At 48.4% G+C, this 17,582-nt stretch carries 17 protein-coding genes, 1 tRNA gene and 1 pseudogene; 18 read left to right on the forward strand and 1 reads right to left on the reverse strand.

Annotated features, from left to right (window positions below):
* Nucleotides 1-82 precede the first annotated feature (82 nt).
* The 8 genes and pseudogenes from grdC to HDCHBGLK_RS14090 all read left to right on the forward strand — a co-directional run bounded on the left by grdC (nt 83) and on the right by HDCHBGLK_RS14090 (nt 9,214).
* Nucleotides 83-1,621: a glycine/sarcosine/betaine reductase complex component C subunit beta gene (gene grdC / locus HDCHBGLK_RS14055; RefSeq protein ID WP_025643674.1), complete on the forward strand. Its 1,539-nt coding sequence runs from the start codon at nt 83-85 to the stop codon at nt 1,619-1,621.
* 12 nt (nt 1,622-1,633) lie between these two features.
* Nucleotides 1,634-2,788 (forward strand): glycine/sarcosine/betaine reductase complex component C subunit alpha, encoded by a 1,155-nt coding sequence (grdD, locus tag HDCHBGLK_RS14060; protein ID WP_004606316.1) that lies wholly within the window; start codon nt 1,634-1,636, stop codon nt 2,786-2,788.
* Between the two features lie 134 nt (nt 2,789-2,922).
* Nucleotides 2,923-3,858: a hypothetical protein gene (locus tag HDCHBGLK_RS14065; RefSeq protein ID WP_233440693.1), complete on the forward strand. Its 936-nt coding sequence runs from the start codon at nt 2,923-2,925 to the stop codon at nt 3,856-3,858.
* Between the two features lie 117 nt (nt 3,859-3,975).
* On the forward strand, nt 3,976-5,208 hold the full coding sequence (locus HDCHBGLK_RS14070; protein ID WP_004606314.1) for a GNAT family N-acetyltransferase: 1,233 nt from the start codon (nt 3,976-3,978) through the stop codon (nt 5,206-5,208).
* Nucleotides 5,205-5,666 carry a threonine/serine exporter family protein gene (locus HDCHBGLK_RS14075; protein WP_004606313.1) on the forward strand — a complete coding sequence of 154 codons (462 nt, stop codon included), beginning with the start codon at nt 5,205-5,207 and terminating at the stop codon, nt 5,664-5,666. The genes HDCHBGLK_RS14070 and HDCHBGLK_RS14075 overlap by 4 nt, the downstream gene beginning before the upstream one ends.
* A 43-nt stretch (nt 5,667-5,709) precedes the next feature.
* Nucleotides 5,710-5,895, forward strand: a pseudogene (locus HDCHBGLK_RS14080) (hypothetical protein); the annotation flags it as partial.
* Nucleotide 5,896: 1 nt separating this feature from the next.
* A complete protein-coding gene (gene gltX / locus HDCHBGLK_RS14085; protein ID WP_039909545.1) occupies nt 5,897-7,357 on the forward strand; it encodes a glutamate--tRNA ligase in 1,461 nt (486 codons plus the stop codon).
* A gap of 9 nt (nt 7,358-7,366) precedes the next feature.
* Nucleotides 7,367-9,214 (forward strand): ATP-dependent helicase, encoded by a 1,848-nt coding sequence (locus HDCHBGLK_RS14090; protein ID WP_004606310.1) that lies wholly within the window; start codon nt 7,367-7,369, stop codon nt 9,212-9,214.
* On the opposite strand, the gene HDCHBGLK_RS14095 is transcribed toward HDCHBGLK_RS14090, so the two are convergent.
* Complete coding sequence (locus tag HDCHBGLK_RS14095) at nt 9,197-9,487, reverse strand: DUF1292 domain-containing protein (RefSeq protein ID WP_004606309.1); 291 nt, start codon at nt 9,485-9,487, stop codon at nt 9,197-9,199. The genes HDCHBGLK_RS14090 and HDCHBGLK_RS14095 overlap by 18 nt on opposite strands.
* A gap of 149 nt (nt 9,488-9,636) precedes the next feature.
* Between HDCHBGLK_RS14095 and HDCHBGLK_RS14100 the strand changes: the two genes are divergently transcribed.
* From HDCHBGLK_RS14100 to HDCHBGLK_RS14140, 10 genes are all read left to right on the forward strand, one after another.
* Nucleotides 9,637-10,647 (forward strand): sugar ABC transporter substrate-binding protein, encoded by a 1,011-nt coding sequence (locus tag HDCHBGLK_RS14100; RefSeq protein WP_004606308.1) that lies wholly within the window; start codon nt 9,637-9,639, stop codon nt 10,645-10,647.
* Between the two features lie 29 nt (nt 10,648-10,676).
* A complete protein-coding gene (locus HDCHBGLK_RS14105; RefSeq protein ID WP_009248981.1) occupies nt 10,677-12,368 on the forward strand; it encodes an alpha-amylase family glycosyl hydrolase in 1,692 nt (563 codons plus the stop codon).
* Nucleotides 12,369-12,373: 5 nt separating this feature from the next.
* Complete coding sequence (locus HDCHBGLK_RS14110) at nt 12,374-13,048, forward strand: TraX family protein (RefSeq protein WP_004606306.1); 675 nt, start codon at nt 12,374-12,376, stop codon at nt 13,046-13,048.
* A gap of 23 nt (nt 13,049-13,071) precedes the next feature.
* Nucleotides 13,072-13,608 carry a DUF5662 family protein gene (locus tag HDCHBGLK_RS14115; RefSeq protein ID WP_004606305.1) on the forward strand — a complete coding sequence of 179 codons (537 nt, stop codon included), beginning with the start codon at nt 13,072-13,074 and terminating at the stop codon, nt 13,606-13,608.
* A 65-nt stretch (nt 13,609-13,673) separates the two neighbouring features.
* Nucleotides 13,674-13,758 (forward strand) — tRNA-Leu (locus HDCHBGLK_RS14120).
* A gap of 153 nt (nt 13,759-13,911) precedes the next feature.
* A complete protein-coding gene (locus HDCHBGLK_RS14125; RefSeq protein WP_004606303.1) occupies nt 13,912-14,502 on the forward strand; it encodes a hypothetical protein in 591 nt (196 codons plus the stop codon).
* 109 nt (nt 14,503-14,611) lie between these two features.
* Entirely contained in the window at nt 14,612-16,138 is a 1,527-nt protein-coding gene (gene pap / locus HDCHBGLK_RS14130; protein ID WP_039909544.1) for a polyphosphate:AMP phosphotransferase, read from the forward strand.
* A gap of 3 nt (nt 16,139-16,141) precedes the next feature.
* The gene (locus HDCHBGLK_RS14135) at nt 16,142-16,414 is read left to right on the forward strand and encodes a DUF2804 family protein (protein ID WP_004606301.1); all 273 of its coding nucleotides are present in this window, start codon (nt 16,142-16,144) and stop codon (nt 16,412-16,414) included.
* Between the two features lie 26 nt (nt 16,415-16,440).
* On the forward strand, nt 16,441-16,530 hold the full coding sequence (locus tag HDCHBGLK_RS20095) for a DUF2804 domain-containing protein (RefSeq protein WP_233440694.1): 90 nt from the start codon (nt 16,441-16,443) through the stop codon (nt 16,528-16,530).
* 23 nt (nt 16,531-16,553) lie between these two features.
* Entirely contained in the window at nt 16,554-17,561 is a 1,008-nt protein-coding gene (locus HDCHBGLK_RS14140) for a deoxyguanosinetriphosphate triphosphohydrolase (protein ID WP_004606299.1), read from the forward strand.
* The last annotated feature ends 21 nt before the right edge of the window (nt 17,562-17,582 follow it).

A 17,582-nucleotide genomic window follows, 5' to 3' on the forward strand; every position in this document is an offset into this window, starting at 1 on the left:
ATTGAGGAGGGGCAGGCCTACGCGTACCCGCTAAGGGGCCGTCCCTCTTCTTATGAATAAGCTGAAGAAAGGTGGCAAACCAATGAATAGTGTAATCAAAGGAGCAAGCTACGTATTAGTACATACTCCTGATATGGTTTTATATAATGGAACAACCCAGACAACAGAGAGAATCGTAAATCCGGATTCCGAATATCTGAAAGAAGTGCCGAAGCATCTGCGCTCTTATGAGGATGCAGTTGCTTACTGGCCGAATCAGACGTACATCGGCAATGTTCACCCGGACGAACTGTCAGAGGTAGAGTTCCCATGGTATGATAAGAAAAAAGAAGGCGCCCAGCGCTATGGAAAATATGGCGAGATCATGCCGGAGGAAGAATTTCTCTTCCTGGTGCAGGCTAGCGACATGTTCGAAGTAGTAAAACTGGACAAAGAATTTGTAGCAAAGTATAAAGACGCATTTGCCAAGAATCCGATCATCTCCGAAGATATCGTTGAGAAGATTACGGATGGAGTGGAACTTGCCGAGATCGAGCATCTGATGGCAGATGACCATGCGGAAGGACTTTATTTTGAAGATAAACTGGTAGGCTGCGTGAAGCCTGCACACGATATCGATGTAAACCTATCTGCTCATGTAATGCATGAGAACCTGATGAGCAAGGCATCCAGCGTTCTTTCCATTCTCTATGCGGTACGCAACGCGGGAATTGACAAGGCAGATGTAGAATATGTAATCGACTGCGCAGAGGAAGCATGCGGCGATATGAACCAGCGCGGCGGCGGCAACTTCGCAAAAGCGGCAGCTGAGATCGCAGGCTTGGTCAGCGCATCCGGATCTGACGCAAGAGGGTTCTGCGCAGCTCCTACCCATGCGATTATTGAAGCGGCTGCACTGGTTAAGTCCGGCGCTTATAAGACGGTTATCGTTACGGCTGGCGGATGTACCGCCAAACTTGGAATGAACGGCAAGGATCACATCAAGAAAGGACTTCCGATCCTGGAAGACTGCCTTGGGGGATTTGCCGTAGTAATCTCCGAAAATGACGGCGTAAGCCCTGAGATCGACTTAGGCATGCTCGGACGCCACTGCGTGGGAACAGGATCTGCCCCGCAGGCAGTTATCGGAAGCCTGGTATCAGATCCGCTTGACAGAGTCGGAATGAAACTTACGGATATCGACAAGTATTCACCGGAAATGCAGAATCCGGATATCACGAAGCCGGCAGGAGCAGGAGATGTTCCGATGGCTAACTATAAGATGATTGCAGCGCTTGCGGTAAAACGTGGCGAGCTTGACAGGAAAGAACTGGCTAACTTTACGAAGGAGCATGGCCTTACCGGATGGGCTCCGACACAGGGACACATTCCGTCAGGAGTGCCTTATGTAGGATTTGCCTGCGAAGATATTAAGGAAGGCAAGATTAAGAACGCTATGATTATCGGAAAGGGAAGTCTGTTCTTAGGACGTATGACGAACCTGTTCGATGGCGTTTCCTTTGTAATCCACGGCAACACAGCTGCACAGGAAGAAGCAGCAGCCGGAGTATCCGAAGAAGAAGTCAAGGGACTGATTGCCAAGGCTATGAAAGACTTTGCTTCTACCCTGATGGCAGAGTAAGGGGTGGTGACTATGGCAAATAATATTGAAAAGATGATTGCCACCACGTTCATGGAGATGGCAGAAGGCCTGGAGACAGGAAGTTTCGGCAAGAAGCCGAAGATTGCCCTCACCGGCATGGGCAGCGAGCACGGGGAAGCGAACGCCATGGAAGCGGCAGTTGCCGCAGCAAAAGAGGGGATTGACGTATACTACATTGGTACATTAGAGGCCGAAGGAGTAACAACGGTCAAAGTGGCCAATGATGAAGAAGGCCACAAGAAGATGGAAGAACTTCTGAAGAACAAGGAAGTGGACGGAGCGGTCACAATGCATTTCCCATTCCCGATTGGAGTATCCACTGTGGGGCGTGCGATTACGCCAGCTAAGGGAAAAGAGATGTATGTGGCAACCACCACAGGAACTTCCAGCGCAGACCGTATCGAGGGCATGATCAAGAATGCCATCTACGGAATCATCGCGGCTAAGGCTTGCGGCAATGCGAACCCGACCGTAGGCATACTGAATGTAGACGGCGCCCGCCAGACGGAGATCGCGTTAAAGCAGCTGAAAGAAAATGGTTATGACATTACATTTGCGGAGTCGGCAAGAGCAGACGGAGGATGCGTCATGAGAGGCAACGATGTCCTTCAGGGCTCTCCGGACATCATGGTATGTGATTCATTGTCAGGAAACATCCTGATTAAGATGCTGTCTTCCTATACGACAGGAGGAAGTTTCGAGGCATCCGGATACGGATATGGACCGGGAATCGGTGAAGGCTATGACCAGCTGGTCATGATTGTATCCCGTGCTTCCGGCGCGCCGCTGATCGCTGGAGCGATCCGCTATGCGGCACAGTTGGTAAGAGGCAAGATATTCGAAGTTGCAAAGAAGGAATTCGAGGCTGCCAACAATGCAGGCCTTAAAGATATTCTTGCAGCGAGAAAGGCTGCCGATAAGCCGGCTGCAGCGCAGGAAGAAATTACGGCACCTCCGAAAGAGGTAGTAACCTCGCAGATAGCAGGAATCGAGATCATGGATCTGGAAGACGGCGTAAAAGCCCTCTGGAAGATCGGCATCTATGCAGAGAGTGGTATGGGCTGCACAGGACCGATTATCCTGGTATCTGACGCGAATCTTGCAAAGGCAGAAGAAGAACTGAAAAAGGCAGGATATATTAATTAGCATTTATTCGGTGATAACACCAGATTGTTTAAGGGAAGTGGCATCTTGATGTGTCAAGATGCCACTTCCCTTTATCCCCTTATGGTTTTATAATGAAACCGTGAGGTGTTAATAGTATGGAAGCGGTTATAAAAATGACGGTTCCAGCAGTAAGGCACCACGTTCGCTGGAGGCAGATTGCGGACGGAGTCTTGCTGGCTGGAGTATTAGCGACCCTGTATATCTATGCAAGAGTTCAGGGATCGACATGTGCGAAAATGTCGGGAAGCGCTGGAAATGGATATGAAATTTCGGATGGGGGAATGTCCATTCCCGCGCAGGAACTTCCGGATACGGCGATAGGAGTGATCGATATCTCCGGGCTTGGAGGGCTGATCGCGGTCAGAAGAAGTATGGAGCAGGCTCCCGTGTCGGTGGACGAGGACAGTCAGGCGCTGCCGTTCGCGGCTCCAATACCGGACATAACCTTGCAGGTGCCTGAGACAGGCTTGAACGGTGGCGGCAAAGATGAGGAAAATGACGTTTCCATAACGGCTTTGACGGTATCTGTATATGGCAATAGTGGCATTCCGGAACTTACTACATTTACAGTAGAGCAAGAGAACTTCGATGCAGCGTCCCTTGAGATTCCAAGAAGGCTTGGAAAGGAGTTTGACGGCTGGTATCTGGATGCCGACGGTACAAAGCCTTTTGAAGGGCTGGCAGAGAATCAGAAGGCATTAGAATTGTATGCAGGCTGGAAAGAGTTCGACGGATTTATCTGTAATGATGAGGGACATGTCACTAGCTACACGGATCTTTCTGTGGCAACGGGTGGAATCCTGGCATTTCCCAGAAGCCCGGACTGTACAGGAGTAGAGTACGGCTCTTTGGAAGGCCTGGAAGATATTGTGATGGAAGTCTATATCCATACCAATATTACTTATATCGCGCCGGAAACCTTTGATCATCTGCGCTTTCTGATGTACATCGAAGTGGCGCCGGGGAATCCCAATTACTACAGTGAAGACGGAATCTTATATTCTTCCTCAGGGGAACTGGTGGCTTATCCGAATGGAAGAAATTTATAGAGGGCAGGACCTTTTGCAGTTTGAAAGGTCTTGCCCTAAAATTTACAAAAATATACTATAATTTTAGGTATGCCGGTGCTATAATAGATTGGATTAAATTTTTACAGGGAGCAGGATATGAATATTCAACTGATAACCGAAGGCAAGAAAAACTATATGGATATGCTGCTGATGGCCGACCCGCAGGAGGATATGATTGACAAATATCTTGATAAAGGAGAGATGTTCATTCTGATAGATCAGGGCGAGGTCAGGACAGTCTGTGTCGTGGAACTGCTGAAAAACAGGAAATGCGAGCTGAAGAATATCGCAACTAGGGAAGGCGACCAGGGAAAAGGCTATGGAAAGTATATGATCCATTTTATCTGCGAGCATTACAGCAACCGATGCGATACCATGTATGTAGGTACGGGGAACTGCGCGAAGTCTATTGGATTCTATGAAAAGTGCGGATTCGCCAATTCCCATATTTTGGCTAATTTTTTTACGGATAATTACCGAGAGCCAATCTATGAAGACGGCGTCCTTCTTACGGACATGGTGTATCTGAAGAAGAGCCTGGATTCCGAGATAGATGTAAAGAAAGTGGTGGATATTGCCCTGGAGGCAGGAAGGATCCTGCTTAAGAATGGAGCCGAGATCTTCCGCGTGGAGGAGACGATTACCAGAATCTGCCACCGGTTCCATGTGGAGCATGTAGATATATTCACCTTAAGCCACGGTATCTTCATCAGCGCGGAGAACGGCCTGGAAGAGGCTTATACGAAGGTGAAGCATGTCCCGCTGTCCGCGCCCCATCTTGGCATCGTGGCAGAGGTTAATGACTTATCCAGGGAGATCTCGGGCGGATACGTTAGTATGGAAGAGGCGGAAGAGAGGCTGAAAGAGATCGACCGGATACCGCCGAAAAAGGATTATTTCCAGATCCTGGCGGCAGGAGTCGGAAGTGGCTTTTTCGGATATCTTCTTGGAGCGACGGCGCTGGAAAGCATGATCGCCTTTTGCATAGGATGCATACTGTACATGTGGGTGCTGGCAGGGAAAAAGCACAATATGTCAAAGATCATTATTAATATTGTAGGCGGCGTGATCATCACGACCCTTGCCATCTGCGCCAAGCATGTACCGATATTTGGCGAGGTGAAGATGGAGGGGATGATCATCGGATCCATCATGCCCCTGGTACCGGGAGTGGCGTTTGTCAATGCCATCCGGGATATTGCGGACAGTGATTTCCTGTCGGGCACTGTACGCATGATTGATGCCATTCTGGTCTTTGTTTACATCGCCATTGGGGTCGGCTTTACCTTAAGCGTATATAACAACATGATCGGAGGGCTGGTATTATGATGCATGAGTTTATGATAAATATAGTCTGCCCTTTTATGGGCACAATGGGATATGCCGTGCTGTTTAATGTCCCCAGACGCTTTTATTTAAGCTGCGGGATGACGGGAACCGCAGGCTGGCTGGTATTCAAGGCAATGCAGGGATACGCTTCCGCGGCGGTTGCGTCTTTTCTGGGGGCTTTGGTAGTGGTGCTGATATCCCGGATGCTTACGGTTAAGATGAAGTGCCCGATCACCATCTTCCTGGTATCGGGAATCTTTCCACTGGTGCCGGGAGCTGGCATATATTATACGGCCTACTACCTGGTAACCAACCAGCTGGCGCTGGCGGCGCAGAAAGGCCTGGAATCGGTGAAGATCGCGTTTGGCATCGTGCTTGGAATCGTATTCATCGTATCCATTCCAAGAGAAGCATTTCGAATCAAGTATTGGAGGCAAAGAAGGCTTAGAAAAGGTTGATACAGGCGAAGCGGATGTGCTACAATATGTTTACAATCCAGAGAGCTTGTTTGGCGAGATGGTAGACAACCGGATCATGACAAGAGCGGCAGAAGAAGTACAAAGGGCCGATGTGCTGCTGGTGCTGGTCAATGCGGTACCCCATTTCTCCGATCGGCTTGCCGATATTTCCATCAATGACAGGGTGGATAATACTTTGGAAAAAATATTAAAAGAATTAGGAGACTAACATGAGCAAGGTAAGAACAAGATTTGCACCAAGCCCCACAGGGAGGATGCATGTAGGAAACTTAAGAACAGCGCTTTATGCTTATCTGATCGCAAAGCATGAGGGCGGAGATTTTATGCTGAGAATCGAGGACACGGATCAGGAACGCTTTGTGGACGGAGCGTTGGAGATTATTTATCATACATTGGAAGAGACAGGGCTTATCCATGACGAAGGCCCGGATAAGGATGGTGGCGTAGGCCCTTACGTACAGAGCGAGAGGAATGCTTCCGGCCTGTATCTGCAGTATGCGAAGCAGCTGATCGATCAGGGGGATGCCTATTATTGCTTCTGCGACAAGGAGAGGCTGGATTCTTTAAAGAGCAAGGTATCTGAAGATGGCGGTACGGAGATCGTGGTCTATGACAAGCATTGCCTGGGACTTGGCAAGGAAGAGGTAGAAGCCAATCTGGCGGCAGGCAAGCCTTATGTCATCCGCTTCAACATGCCGACAGAGGGTACCACTACATTTCATGACGAGATATATGGCGATATCTCCGTTCCCAACGAGGAACTGGATGATCTGATACTGATCAAGTCAGACGGATATCCGACGTACAATTTTGCCAATGTAATCGATGACCATCTGATGGGAATCACCCATGTGGTCAGGGGGAATGAATACCTATCCTCTGCCCCCAAGTATAATAAGATCTATGAGGCATTTGGCTGGGAGGTTCCGGTATACGTGCACTGCCCGCTGATTACGGATGAGAACCATAAGAAGTTAAGCAAGCGCTGCGGGCACTCTTCCTACGAGGATCTGATCGATCAGGGATTCGTCAAGGAGGCAGTGGTAAACTATGTAGCCCTGCTGGGCTGGTGCCCTTCCGACAATCAAGAGATATTCTCTCTTGAGGAACTGGTGAAGGCGTTCGACTATCGCCATATGAGCAAGTCGCCGGCCGTGTTCGATATCGTGAAGCTGAAATGGATGAATGGAGAATATCTGAAAGCCATGGATTTTGACAGATTCTATGGCATGGCAGAGCCTTATATCAAGGAAGTGGTTACAAAGCCATATGACCTCAGGAAGATCGCATCTCTTGTCAAGACGAGGATCGAGATATTCCCGGATATCCGCGAGCAGATTGATTTCTTTGAGGAACTGCCGGAGTATGATACAACCATGTATTGTCACAAGAAGATGAAGACCAATGAAGAAAACTCTCTGGAAGTATTAAAAGACGTGCTTGACATTCTAAAAGGCCAGGATGACTTCAGCAATGACGGGCTGTTTGCGGCTTTGAAAGGATATGTGGATGAAAAAGGCTATAAGACCGGATTCGTGATGTGGCCGGTAAGGACCGCAGTATCCGGCAAGCAGAACACTCCTGGAGGAGCAACGGAGATTATGGAGATTCTCGGCAAAGAGGAATCTCTTGCACGTATCAGAAAAGGCATTGAATTATTAAGCAAGTAAGGGGAATCTATGAGTTTAAATCATGCTCAGGCAGAGGCAGTCGCCCACAAGGAAGGACCCTGCATGGTCCTCGCCGGTCCCGGTTCCGGGAAAACTCTTACCATAGCAAAGAGAATTGAATACCTGATAAGAAAGTACAAGGTAAGGCCAGAAGAAATTCTGGTCATTACCTTTACTAAGTATGCGGCAAAGGAGATGAAGGAGCGTACCAGGAGGCTTCTTGGCGAGGAAGCGCAGCCGGTTACCTTCGGTACCTTCCACGGCATCTATTATGGCATACTGAAATGGGCTTACAGCCTGAATCAGGCAAATCTGCTGACGGAAGAGGAAAAATATGGCCTGATCAGGCAGGCTGCGGCGAAAATAGAGTGGGAAGAACTGGAAGATGCCGGTGAAGAAAAAGACAATCTACAGGATCTGGCCATAGAGATTGGCAATGTAAAAAACAACTGCCTGGATATTAAGACCTTTGAATCCATACGATTCGGGGCAGGACCGTTCCGGGAATTATACCAGGCCTATGAAGAGGCGAAGCAAAGACTACGCAAGCTAGATTTTGAAGACATGCTGCTGATGTGCAGGGACCTCTTTTTAAAAAGGCGGGATATCCTCGAAAAGTGGCAGCAAAAGTTCCGCTATATATTGGTGGATGAATTCCAGGATGTGAACCAGGCCCAGTATGACGTGATCCGCATGCTTGCGGCGCCGGAAGACAATCTGTTTATCGTAGGGGATGATGACCAGTCCATCTATGGGTTTCGGGGGGCAAAGCCAGGCATTATGATGGAGTTTGCAAATGATTATCCGAATGCCAGACAGATCCTTCTGAATGTGAATTACCGGTCCAGCGCCCACATTGTCAATGGCGCGCTGCGGGTGATCGGACATAATAAGACTAGGTTTGACAAGGAGATCGCAGCCAAGCAGAAGGCCGGAGAAACCATCCATGTACAAGAAGTAAAAGATCCGGTAGAAGAGAGCAGATACGTGCTGGAGCGGATACAGGAATATCAAAGCCAGGGAATCCCATACAGCCAGATGGCCGTGCTGTACCGTACCAGCCTGGATGCCAGGATGCTGTCAGAGACTTTGATGGAGTACCAGGTTCCATTTACGATGAAAGAGCGCTTGAATAATATCTACGAGCATTTTATCGGAACGGATATCAGCAGTTACTTTCATCTGGCTAAGGGAGAGCAGGAACGCAAATATTTCCTTCAGATTGCCAACCGTCCTAACCGGTATATCGGACGTGACAGCATGAGCGAAAGCAAGGTCACTTATGAGACTCTGCGGAATTTTTACTGCGACAAGGCGTGGATGCAAAACCGCATTGACCAGCTGGAGTGGGATATGAAGATGATCTGTAATAAGACGCCATATGCGGCCATCCAGTATATCCGCAAAAGCATGGGATATGACGAATACCTGCGTGAATACGCCGTGTATCGGCAGATGCAGCCGGAAGAACTGATGGCAGTCCTGGAAGAGATCCAGCAGAATTCCAAAGAGTATCAGAGTATTGACGAATGGTTCGAGCACGTGGAAAGATACAAGGAAATGCTGACAGAGCAGGCAAGGAAGTCCCGCAGCCAGGGAGGGGAGGGCGTGGCGCTGATGACCATGCATGGCGTAAAAGGGCTGGAATACGACACGGTTTTCATCATACAGGGAAATGAAGGAAGCATTCCGTATAAGAAGGCAAAGTCGCCGGATGACATCGAAGAAGAGAGAAGGCTGTTCTATGTGGCTATGACCCGGGCCAAGAGAAAGCTTATCATAAGTTATGTAAAAGAAAAAAACGGGAAAAGCCTGAGCCCTTCCCGCTTTGTAAACGAACTATTCATCGTCGCCTGATTCTTCGAATTCCTGGGTATCCATCCATTCGTCGAAAGCATCGGCAGCGATCTCATATTCATCGTCATCTTCGATATTCTCAAGTTCAGGCTCGCCGTTGGCATCTTCTGTATAGCGGTAAAGATATACGTCTCCGTCCTCGGTCTCCCCATCCTCATTCAGAGGAAGGAGGGCGATATATTCCTTGCCGCCTGCCTCAAATAAAGTGAGGATCGCGCATTCAACGACTTCGTCGTTATCAAGTGTCAGTTCCACGGTCATGTATTCATCCATAGTAATACTCTCCTTTGCATAATAGATACCTTAACTGTACCAAAGGAACCTGCAAAAAGCAAGGGGAAATGAAAAGAGTAGCCAAAACAGTAAAAATGTTGTAAAATGTACCTGTGCGTGTAAAACGATGCATAAGGAGGAAGACTATTATGATGAAAAAGAGAATGTTAAGAGTATTGGCTTTAATGCTCGTATGCATTTTCGCTTTGTCTGGATGTAAAAAGAATGTGGGTACCCCGGAGGATAACGCGGTGAAGGAAGACTCGCAGGATGGCGAAGATGCAGAAGAGGAAGAGGATACATATTCATTTGGCTTTTCAGCCATAGACATGGAGAATCCATATTTTATTACCCTGGAGGCTGCAACAAGGGAAGCGATCGAGAAGGAAGGATACCGGATGATCACCAAGGATCCGGCAACAGATCCAGATTTGCAGGCGGCGCAGATCCAGGAGATGATTGATGAGGGGATCGACGCCATCTTCCTGTGCCCGGTGGACTGGGAGGCGATCACGCCGTCCCTGAAGGCGCTTAAGGATGCGGATGTGAAGATCATCAACGTGGATGCCCAGGTAAAAGAGATGGAATATGTGGACGCCTACATTGGCTCCGACAATCAGAACGCAGGCTATATCTGCGGCGAGGACCTGATTGAGAAGGCTCCGGATGGAGGAAAGGTGGCAATCCTTGAGTGTCCGACTCAGAACTCTATCAATGACAGGATTACCGGGTTTGAAGAAGCCATATCCAAAGCAGAGAAGGGCTTTGAAGTAGTGGCAAGAGAAGATACCAAGGGAGAGTTTGACAAGGCTCTGGAAGCAGTCAAATCTATCCTTGCCGAATATCCGGATGTGACCGCCATCATGTGCGGCAATGACCAGCTGGCGGTAGCCGCCAAGACAGCGGTGAACCTGGCGGGCCTTGACAAAGTGATGATCTATGGAGTGGACGGCTCCCCGGATATTAAGAAGGAACTGAAGAAGCCGGAAACCCAGATAGCTGGAACAGCGGCGCAATCGCCGATTAACATTGGAAAGAAAGCCTCTGAGGTTGCCATCAGCATATTGGATGGGGATGACTATGAGAAGGAGACTTATGAAGAAGTATTCATGATCAATAAAGACAATGTGGACATGTATGGAACCGACGGATGGCAATAATCATAAACGGACGACAGGAAGGATTAGGCATGAAAGAGATAAAGGGGCGGCCCTTGCCGTTAGGCGTTACAATTTTAGAAGATGAGGTGAATTTTTCCGTGGCTGTGCCGGAGGGAAAGGAATGCCGGCTATTGCTGTACCGGACAGGAGAGAGCGAGCCTTGCGCGGCCTATCCGATGGATATGGATGTAGGGGAAGTGCGTTATCTTGCTCTTAAGGGGCTTGCGCCATCCGACTATGAGTATAATTATATGATCGACGGAGAAGTCGTGGCAGATCCCTATGCGAAAGCGCTTGCAGGCAGAGAAGTGTGGGGCAGAAAAAGAGAGATGCAGAACCACGAAGTCCGCGGGATCCTCTATGCCAGGGAATATGACTGGGAAGGGGACAGGCCCCTGAGGCTTCCATACCACAGAGTGATTGCCTACAGCCTGCATGTGCGTGGGTTTACAAAGCATTTTTCTTCCCAGGTAAAGAATAAAGGAACATTTCTCGGCGTAGTAGAAAAGATCCCTTATCTTACAGAACTGGGGATTAACCAAATTCATCTGATGCCGGTATATGATTTTGAAGAATGTCTGCAGTACAGGAATTACTGGGGATACGGGGATGCCTACTGCTTTGCGCCAAAGGCGTCGTATTCCGCATCCGGCGATGCTGTCCGGGAATTGAAGGATATGGTGAAGGCTTGCCATAAGGCGGGAATAGAAGTCGTGCTTGAGATGCCTTTTACTGGGACAGTCCCCAAGCAGATGATCGAAGAGTGCCTGCGGTATTACATGATGGAATATCATGTGGACGGATTCATCCTGAACCCTGTGGTAGCGCCCATGGAAGGTATTTACGCAGATCCGGTTCTAAAGAAGACCAAGATCATGGTCCATCAGCTGGGCTTCCAGACCGTCATGCGCCGTTTCCTGAAAGGGGACGAGGGCATGGTGCCGGAGGTCATGCATTGGCTTCGGCATAATTCCAGAGAGGAAGGAATATTTAATTATATAGCGAACCATAATGGCTTCACCTTGTGCGACCTGGTTTCCTATGATGGCAAGCATAACGAAGCCAATGGGGAGAATAACCAGGATGGACCGGACTATAATTTCAGCTGGAACTGCGGGGCAGAAGGGCCTACAAGAAAAAAAGGCGTCCTGGAACTGCGCGACAGGCAGATGAAGAACGCGTTCGCCCTTGTGCTGCTGGCGCAGGGGACGCCCTGCATTCTGGCAGGCGATGAATTTGCCAATTCCCAGAAGGGTAACAACAATGTCTATTGCCAGGATAATTTGACGGGATGGCTGGACTGGCGGAAACTGGAACGGGAAGAGGAACTTTTTGCTTTTGTCAAAGGGTTGATCGCCATCCGCAAAGGATATCCGGTTTTCTGCCCGGAGGAAGAACTTCGGGGAATGGATCAGACCTGCTGCGGCGTGCCTGATGTGTCTTACCATGGGGAAAATGCCTGGCAGGCGCCATCGGAGGTATCCAGCCGCCAGCTGGGCGTGTACTATAGCGGTGCGGTTCTTGAAGGAGAAGATTGCTTTGTGGCGTACAATATGCATTGGCTGAAGCATACATTTGCCCTGCCCGCGCTGCCAAAAGGGAAGAAATGGTATAAGATTGCCTCCACAGAAGATGGAATACTTAAGAAGGCGGAATTGCTTAAAAATCAAAGAAGCGTAGAACTGGACGAACGGACAGTAATGATGCTTGCAGGCAGGTAAGGAATATGGCTAATAGTACGGAAGGCATGAATTGGAAGGCTGGAATTACTTCATATCAGTTGAAATGGATTGCCATTGTGACGATGGTGATTGATCATATGGGAGCAATCCTGTATCCTACAGAGATGGTATTCCGATATATAGGAAGGATTTCATTTCCGATATTCTGTTTTCTGCTGGTAGAAGGGTTCTGTCATACCCACGATATCTTCGGGTATATGGCGAGGCTGGGCGCTTTTGCGCTTATGTCGGAGATTCCTTATGATCTGGCTTTTAATGGCGAGGTACTGGAATTTACGCATCAGAATGTTTTTTTTACGCTTCTCCTTGGCGTGATTCTGATGTATGTCCTGGAGAAGGGCGGGGAATGGCCTCAGAAGGCAGTTGAGGTCTTGCTGGTTATGTGGATGGCAGTGTTTTTTCATACAGATTATGGCTACAGGGGAATCCTGCTGATATTTATATTCTACCAGCTGCGGCGCTTCCGGTGGGCAAAGCTTGGATGCGGAGCGGCCTGGAATCTGATCTGGAATCGGAGCATACAGGGATATGGCGCATTTGCCATGATTCCGATCGCATTATATAATGGAAGCCGGGGCAAGAAGATGAAGTATTTCTTCTATATCTTTTATCCGGCCCATCTTTTGATTTTGTTTGTTATTAGCAGATATATAGGATAACAGGGAAAGAAAAAGGAGTAAGTATGAAAGTTTGGCAGCATTTGCGCACGATTAATCATCATAAATCACTGGTCATGAAGCATTGTTTTAAAGTTGGGCTTTATAAACAGGGACTGCTTCATGACATGTCGAAGTATTCGCCCACAGAATTTCTGGTGGGATGCAGGTATTATCAAGGGACCAGGAGCCCGAATAACGCCGAGAGGGAGGCGACAGGCTATTCCAAAGCCTGGCTGCATCACAAGGGAAGGAATAAGCATCATTATGAGTACTGGATTGATTACAGCGTCGATCCGGGAGAAGGCATTGTGGGTCAGAAGATGCCCATAAAATATGTAATCGAGATGTTCATGGACCGGGTGGCGGCATCTAAGACTTATCAGGGCAGTAATTATACCGACAGGCAGCCGCTGGAGTATTATGAAAAAGGAGCAGCCAAGCTTGGCAAGATGATACACCCGGAGACAGCAGCATTGCTTCACTTTTTATTGAAGATGCTGGCGGAGGAAGGAGAGGAAAAAACCTTCCGATATATCCGGAGAAAAATTTTAAAAAAATGAAATTATTTATTGACATTTTAGGCCCTATATAGTAATATATTCTTCGGACGGTTCAAGCGTCACTTGCGGAAGTGTCGGAACTGGCAGACGAGCAAGACTAAGGATCTTGTGAGCAATGCGCTCGTGTGGGTTCAAGTCCCATCTTCCGCAGTTAACACCCCTAATTTACTGGATTTCCGGTAGATTAGGGGATTTTTGTATTATCTTTTTTGTATTTCTCTGGCTGCAGCCGGCTATTCTTTTAAAGTTCCTTTTCGCCATAATCCGCATATATTGTAATAAAACGATTGGTGGTAACATGTTATGAATAATGATCCTCGTGGCACTATGATCCAGCAGGGAAACACGATGCGGATAAATAATGGCTTTGTGGAAGACGTATCCTGTTTTAATAATGCGAGAGGGCAAATCCTTGTCTCTTATGCCGTGCAGGAAAGAAACAATATAACTTCCATCCAGGATATCCAGCTGAATATTGGCAGAGGCACTGTGATCCTGAATTCTTTCGGACAGCGTATGTGCCTATGCTGCATCCAGGCAGGATCCTGGGTAAATGCCACATTTTCCGCACGTATGACAAGAAGCATTCCGCCCCAGGCGAATGCGTTCCTGGTTACCGTTCTAAGAAGCCCCAGGCCTTCATCCTCGGTTACGATAGGCAGGATTATAATGATTGATTTTGACAATAACTTTCTGATTACGGAAGATCCAGACAACAGCGACAATCAGATGAAGTTTATAATTACAAATACGACTTCATTTACCAGCCGTTTTGGGGCTCCGATCAGATTCAGCTTGCTCTGGCCAGGCCAGATGGTTCGCATAACCCATGCAAACTTCCAGACACCAAGTATTCTGCCTCAGACTACGGCGTTTAATGTCCAGTTAATATAAGATAAAGACGAATAATTCTGTATTTAATTAAAAATACTTAATTTATTGCGTATATGGTGTATAATGGGCATAAGAATCAGAAAACCTAAAGAGCAGGGAGGGAATGCCTATGCTGGAGAAACTGGATTTAACGAAGACGCTTAGCAAGTCGGAGTATAAAGAGAAGATAATGGAATTGGAGCCGAAGATCGGGAAACTCCAAAGGGAATGCAAGGATCTGGGGATTCCGGTCATGATAGCATTTGAGGGATATGACGCAGCCGGCAAGGGCGTTCAGATCGGAGAATTGATAAAAGCTCTGGATCCAAGAGGATTCGAAGTACATGCAGTAAAAAAGGAGACGGAGGAAGAGCAGATGCATCCTTTCCTCTGGAGATTCTGGACCAAGATGCCGTCAAAGGGACGGATTGCCATATATGACAGCAGCTGGTACCGCAAAGTGCTGATTGACCGGTTTGACAAAAAGACCAAGAAGAAAGAAGTGGCGGATGCCTATCGGTCTATCTGCTCTTTCGAAGAGCAACTGACGGATGATGGAATGGTGCTCATAAAAATATTCCTGGCAATTGATAAAAAAGAGCAGAAGAAACGGCTTGAAAAACTTTTGAGTTCCAAGGAGACCTCCTGGCGCGTAAGCGAAGGTGACTTAAAGCGCAATAAGGAGTTTGGCGAGTATGAGGCGATCAATGAAGAGATGCTGATGCGCACAGATATGGAGTATGCGCCCTGGAATATCGTGGAAGCGGTGGACCGGAGGTTTGCCACGGCTAAGATCTATGCGATTGTCGCCCAGACGCTGGCCGGGAAGGTCGAGGAAGTAAGAAGGAAGGAACGCCTGGGGCAGTTTAAGGAAGAGGAGATTACGGAACCAGAAAAGGAGACTGCTCAGGATAAGAAACTGACCGAATCCATTCTTGCCAAGGCGGACTTAAGCCTGTCCTATTCCAAAGAAGAATATCGGAAGCGGCTGGAGCAGCTGCAGAAGAAGATGGAGAAACTTCACGGAGAACTGTATCGGAGAAGGATTCCGGTGGTGCTGGGATTTGAAGGATGGGATGCAGGAGGCAAAGGCGGCGCCATCAAGCGACTGACACAAAAGATGGATCCGAGAGGCTATGTGGTGCATCCCACAGCCTCTCCGAATGATATCGAAAGGGCTCATCATTATTTGTGGAGGTTCTGGGTGGATATGCCAAAGGCTGGGCATATTACCATATTTGACCGAACCTGGTACGGCAGGGTCATGGTAGAGCGGATTGAAGGATTCTGCACGAAGCAGGAGTGGCAGCGTGCCTACAAAGAGATCAATGATATGGAGCATGATCTGGCAAGCGCAGGCGCGATCGTCTTAAAATTCTGGATGCAGATTGATAAAGACGAGCAGGAGAGAAGGTTTCGGGCAAGGCAGGAGAACCCGGACAAACAGTGGAAGATCACAGACGAAGACTGGCGTAACAGAGAAAAATGGGACCAGTACGAGGAGGCGGTCAATGAGATGCTGATCCGTACTTCTACGCCGGACGCGCCTTGGATCGTGGTAGAAGGAAACTGCAAATACTATGCAAGGATCAAGGTGCTTCAGACGGTGGTTGACGCGATAGAGGCCAGATTAAAGGAAGAGAAGAAAAAGAGGTAGGCTATGAGAAATCATGAAGTGACCAGACGACAGGCTCTGTTAAAAGAGGACGGCTCCTTAAGGGAGCCGGGATGGTCCAGGCAGCTGGTGCAAAGATATGACCGAAGTCAGATAAAGGCGCCAAAGTTCCGCATTAAGGAGTGGGATTATTATCTGGTGCTTAATGAAGAATTTGCCGGGGCATTTACCATATCGGATGACGGGTATATCGGCCTTCCGGCTACTTCTGAGGAGGGCAATACCGGGCAGCGAAGACGTCGGCGCTTGTCATCGTGACAGACCAGCATCAGGTGTTTGGCAAGATGAGCGGGAGGGCGGTCATGGATGATGGAAGGGTAATTGAAGTCAGGGATTTGATGTGTTTTGCAGAAGATGTACATAACAGGTATTAGAAGATGGATGGGAGAGCAGTCCAATGACGATCAGGGAACAGTTAGAACTTAGGGAGATTGAATATTTAAGTCCTTATGCAACGCTAAGCAAGGATTCAAGGGGAAGAGAGCGCGCGGAAGAAGAATGCGATATCCGTCCCGTCTTCCAGAGGGACCGGGACCGGATCCTTCACAGCAAGGCTTTTCGCCGCCTAAAGCAGAAGACGCAGGTATTCCTTCTTCCGAAAGGAGATCATTACAGAACCAGGCTGACCCACACGCTGGAGGTATCCCAGAACGCTCGAACCATAGCCAAGGCTCTTCGTCTCAATGAAGATCTGGTGGAGGCGATCGCGCTGGGGCACGATCTGGGACACACGCCTTTCGGCCATGCAGGAGAACGGGCGCTTGACGAGGTATGCCCTCTGGGGTTCCAGCATAACGAGCAGAGCGTAAGGGTGGTGAAGCGTCTGGAAAAGCAGGGCGAGGGACTGAACCTGACCTGGGAAGTGCGTGACGGAATCCTGAATCATAAATCCGCGGGCACGCCGCATACGCTGGAAGGACAGATCGTACGCCTGTCGGATAAGATTGCCTATATCAACCATGATATTGACGACGCGATCCGGGGAGGAGTGCTCAAAGAGGAAGACATTCCGAAAACATATCGGGAGATTCTTGGAAATTCTACCAGAGTCCGCCTGGATACAATGATCCATAATGTGATCATCAACAGCATGGACCAGCCGGAGATCCGGATGTCTCCGGAAGTGGAGCAGGCTACCATGGCCCTTCGCGCCTTCATGTTTGAAAATGTGTATAAGAATCCGGTAGCAAAAGGCGAGGAAGAGAAGGCCATTAACATGGTGACCAATCTCTATGAATATTATTGGAAGCATATCCGGCTGCTTCCAGACCAGTTCCTTGAGATGCTGGAGGAAGAAGGGGGTACGCCGGAGCGGATTGTCTGTGATTATATTGCGGGAATGACGGATACATACGCGATCAAGAAGTTCGAGGAATATTTTATTCCGGAATCTTGGAAAATTTAAAGGAAATCAAGTACTTTTGTC

Source organism: [Clostridium] scindens ATCC 35704 (assembly GCF_004295125.1).
Classification (GTDB): domain Bacteria; phylum Bacillota; class Clostridia; order Lachnospirales; family Lachnospiraceae; genus Clostridium_AP; species Clostridium_AP scindens.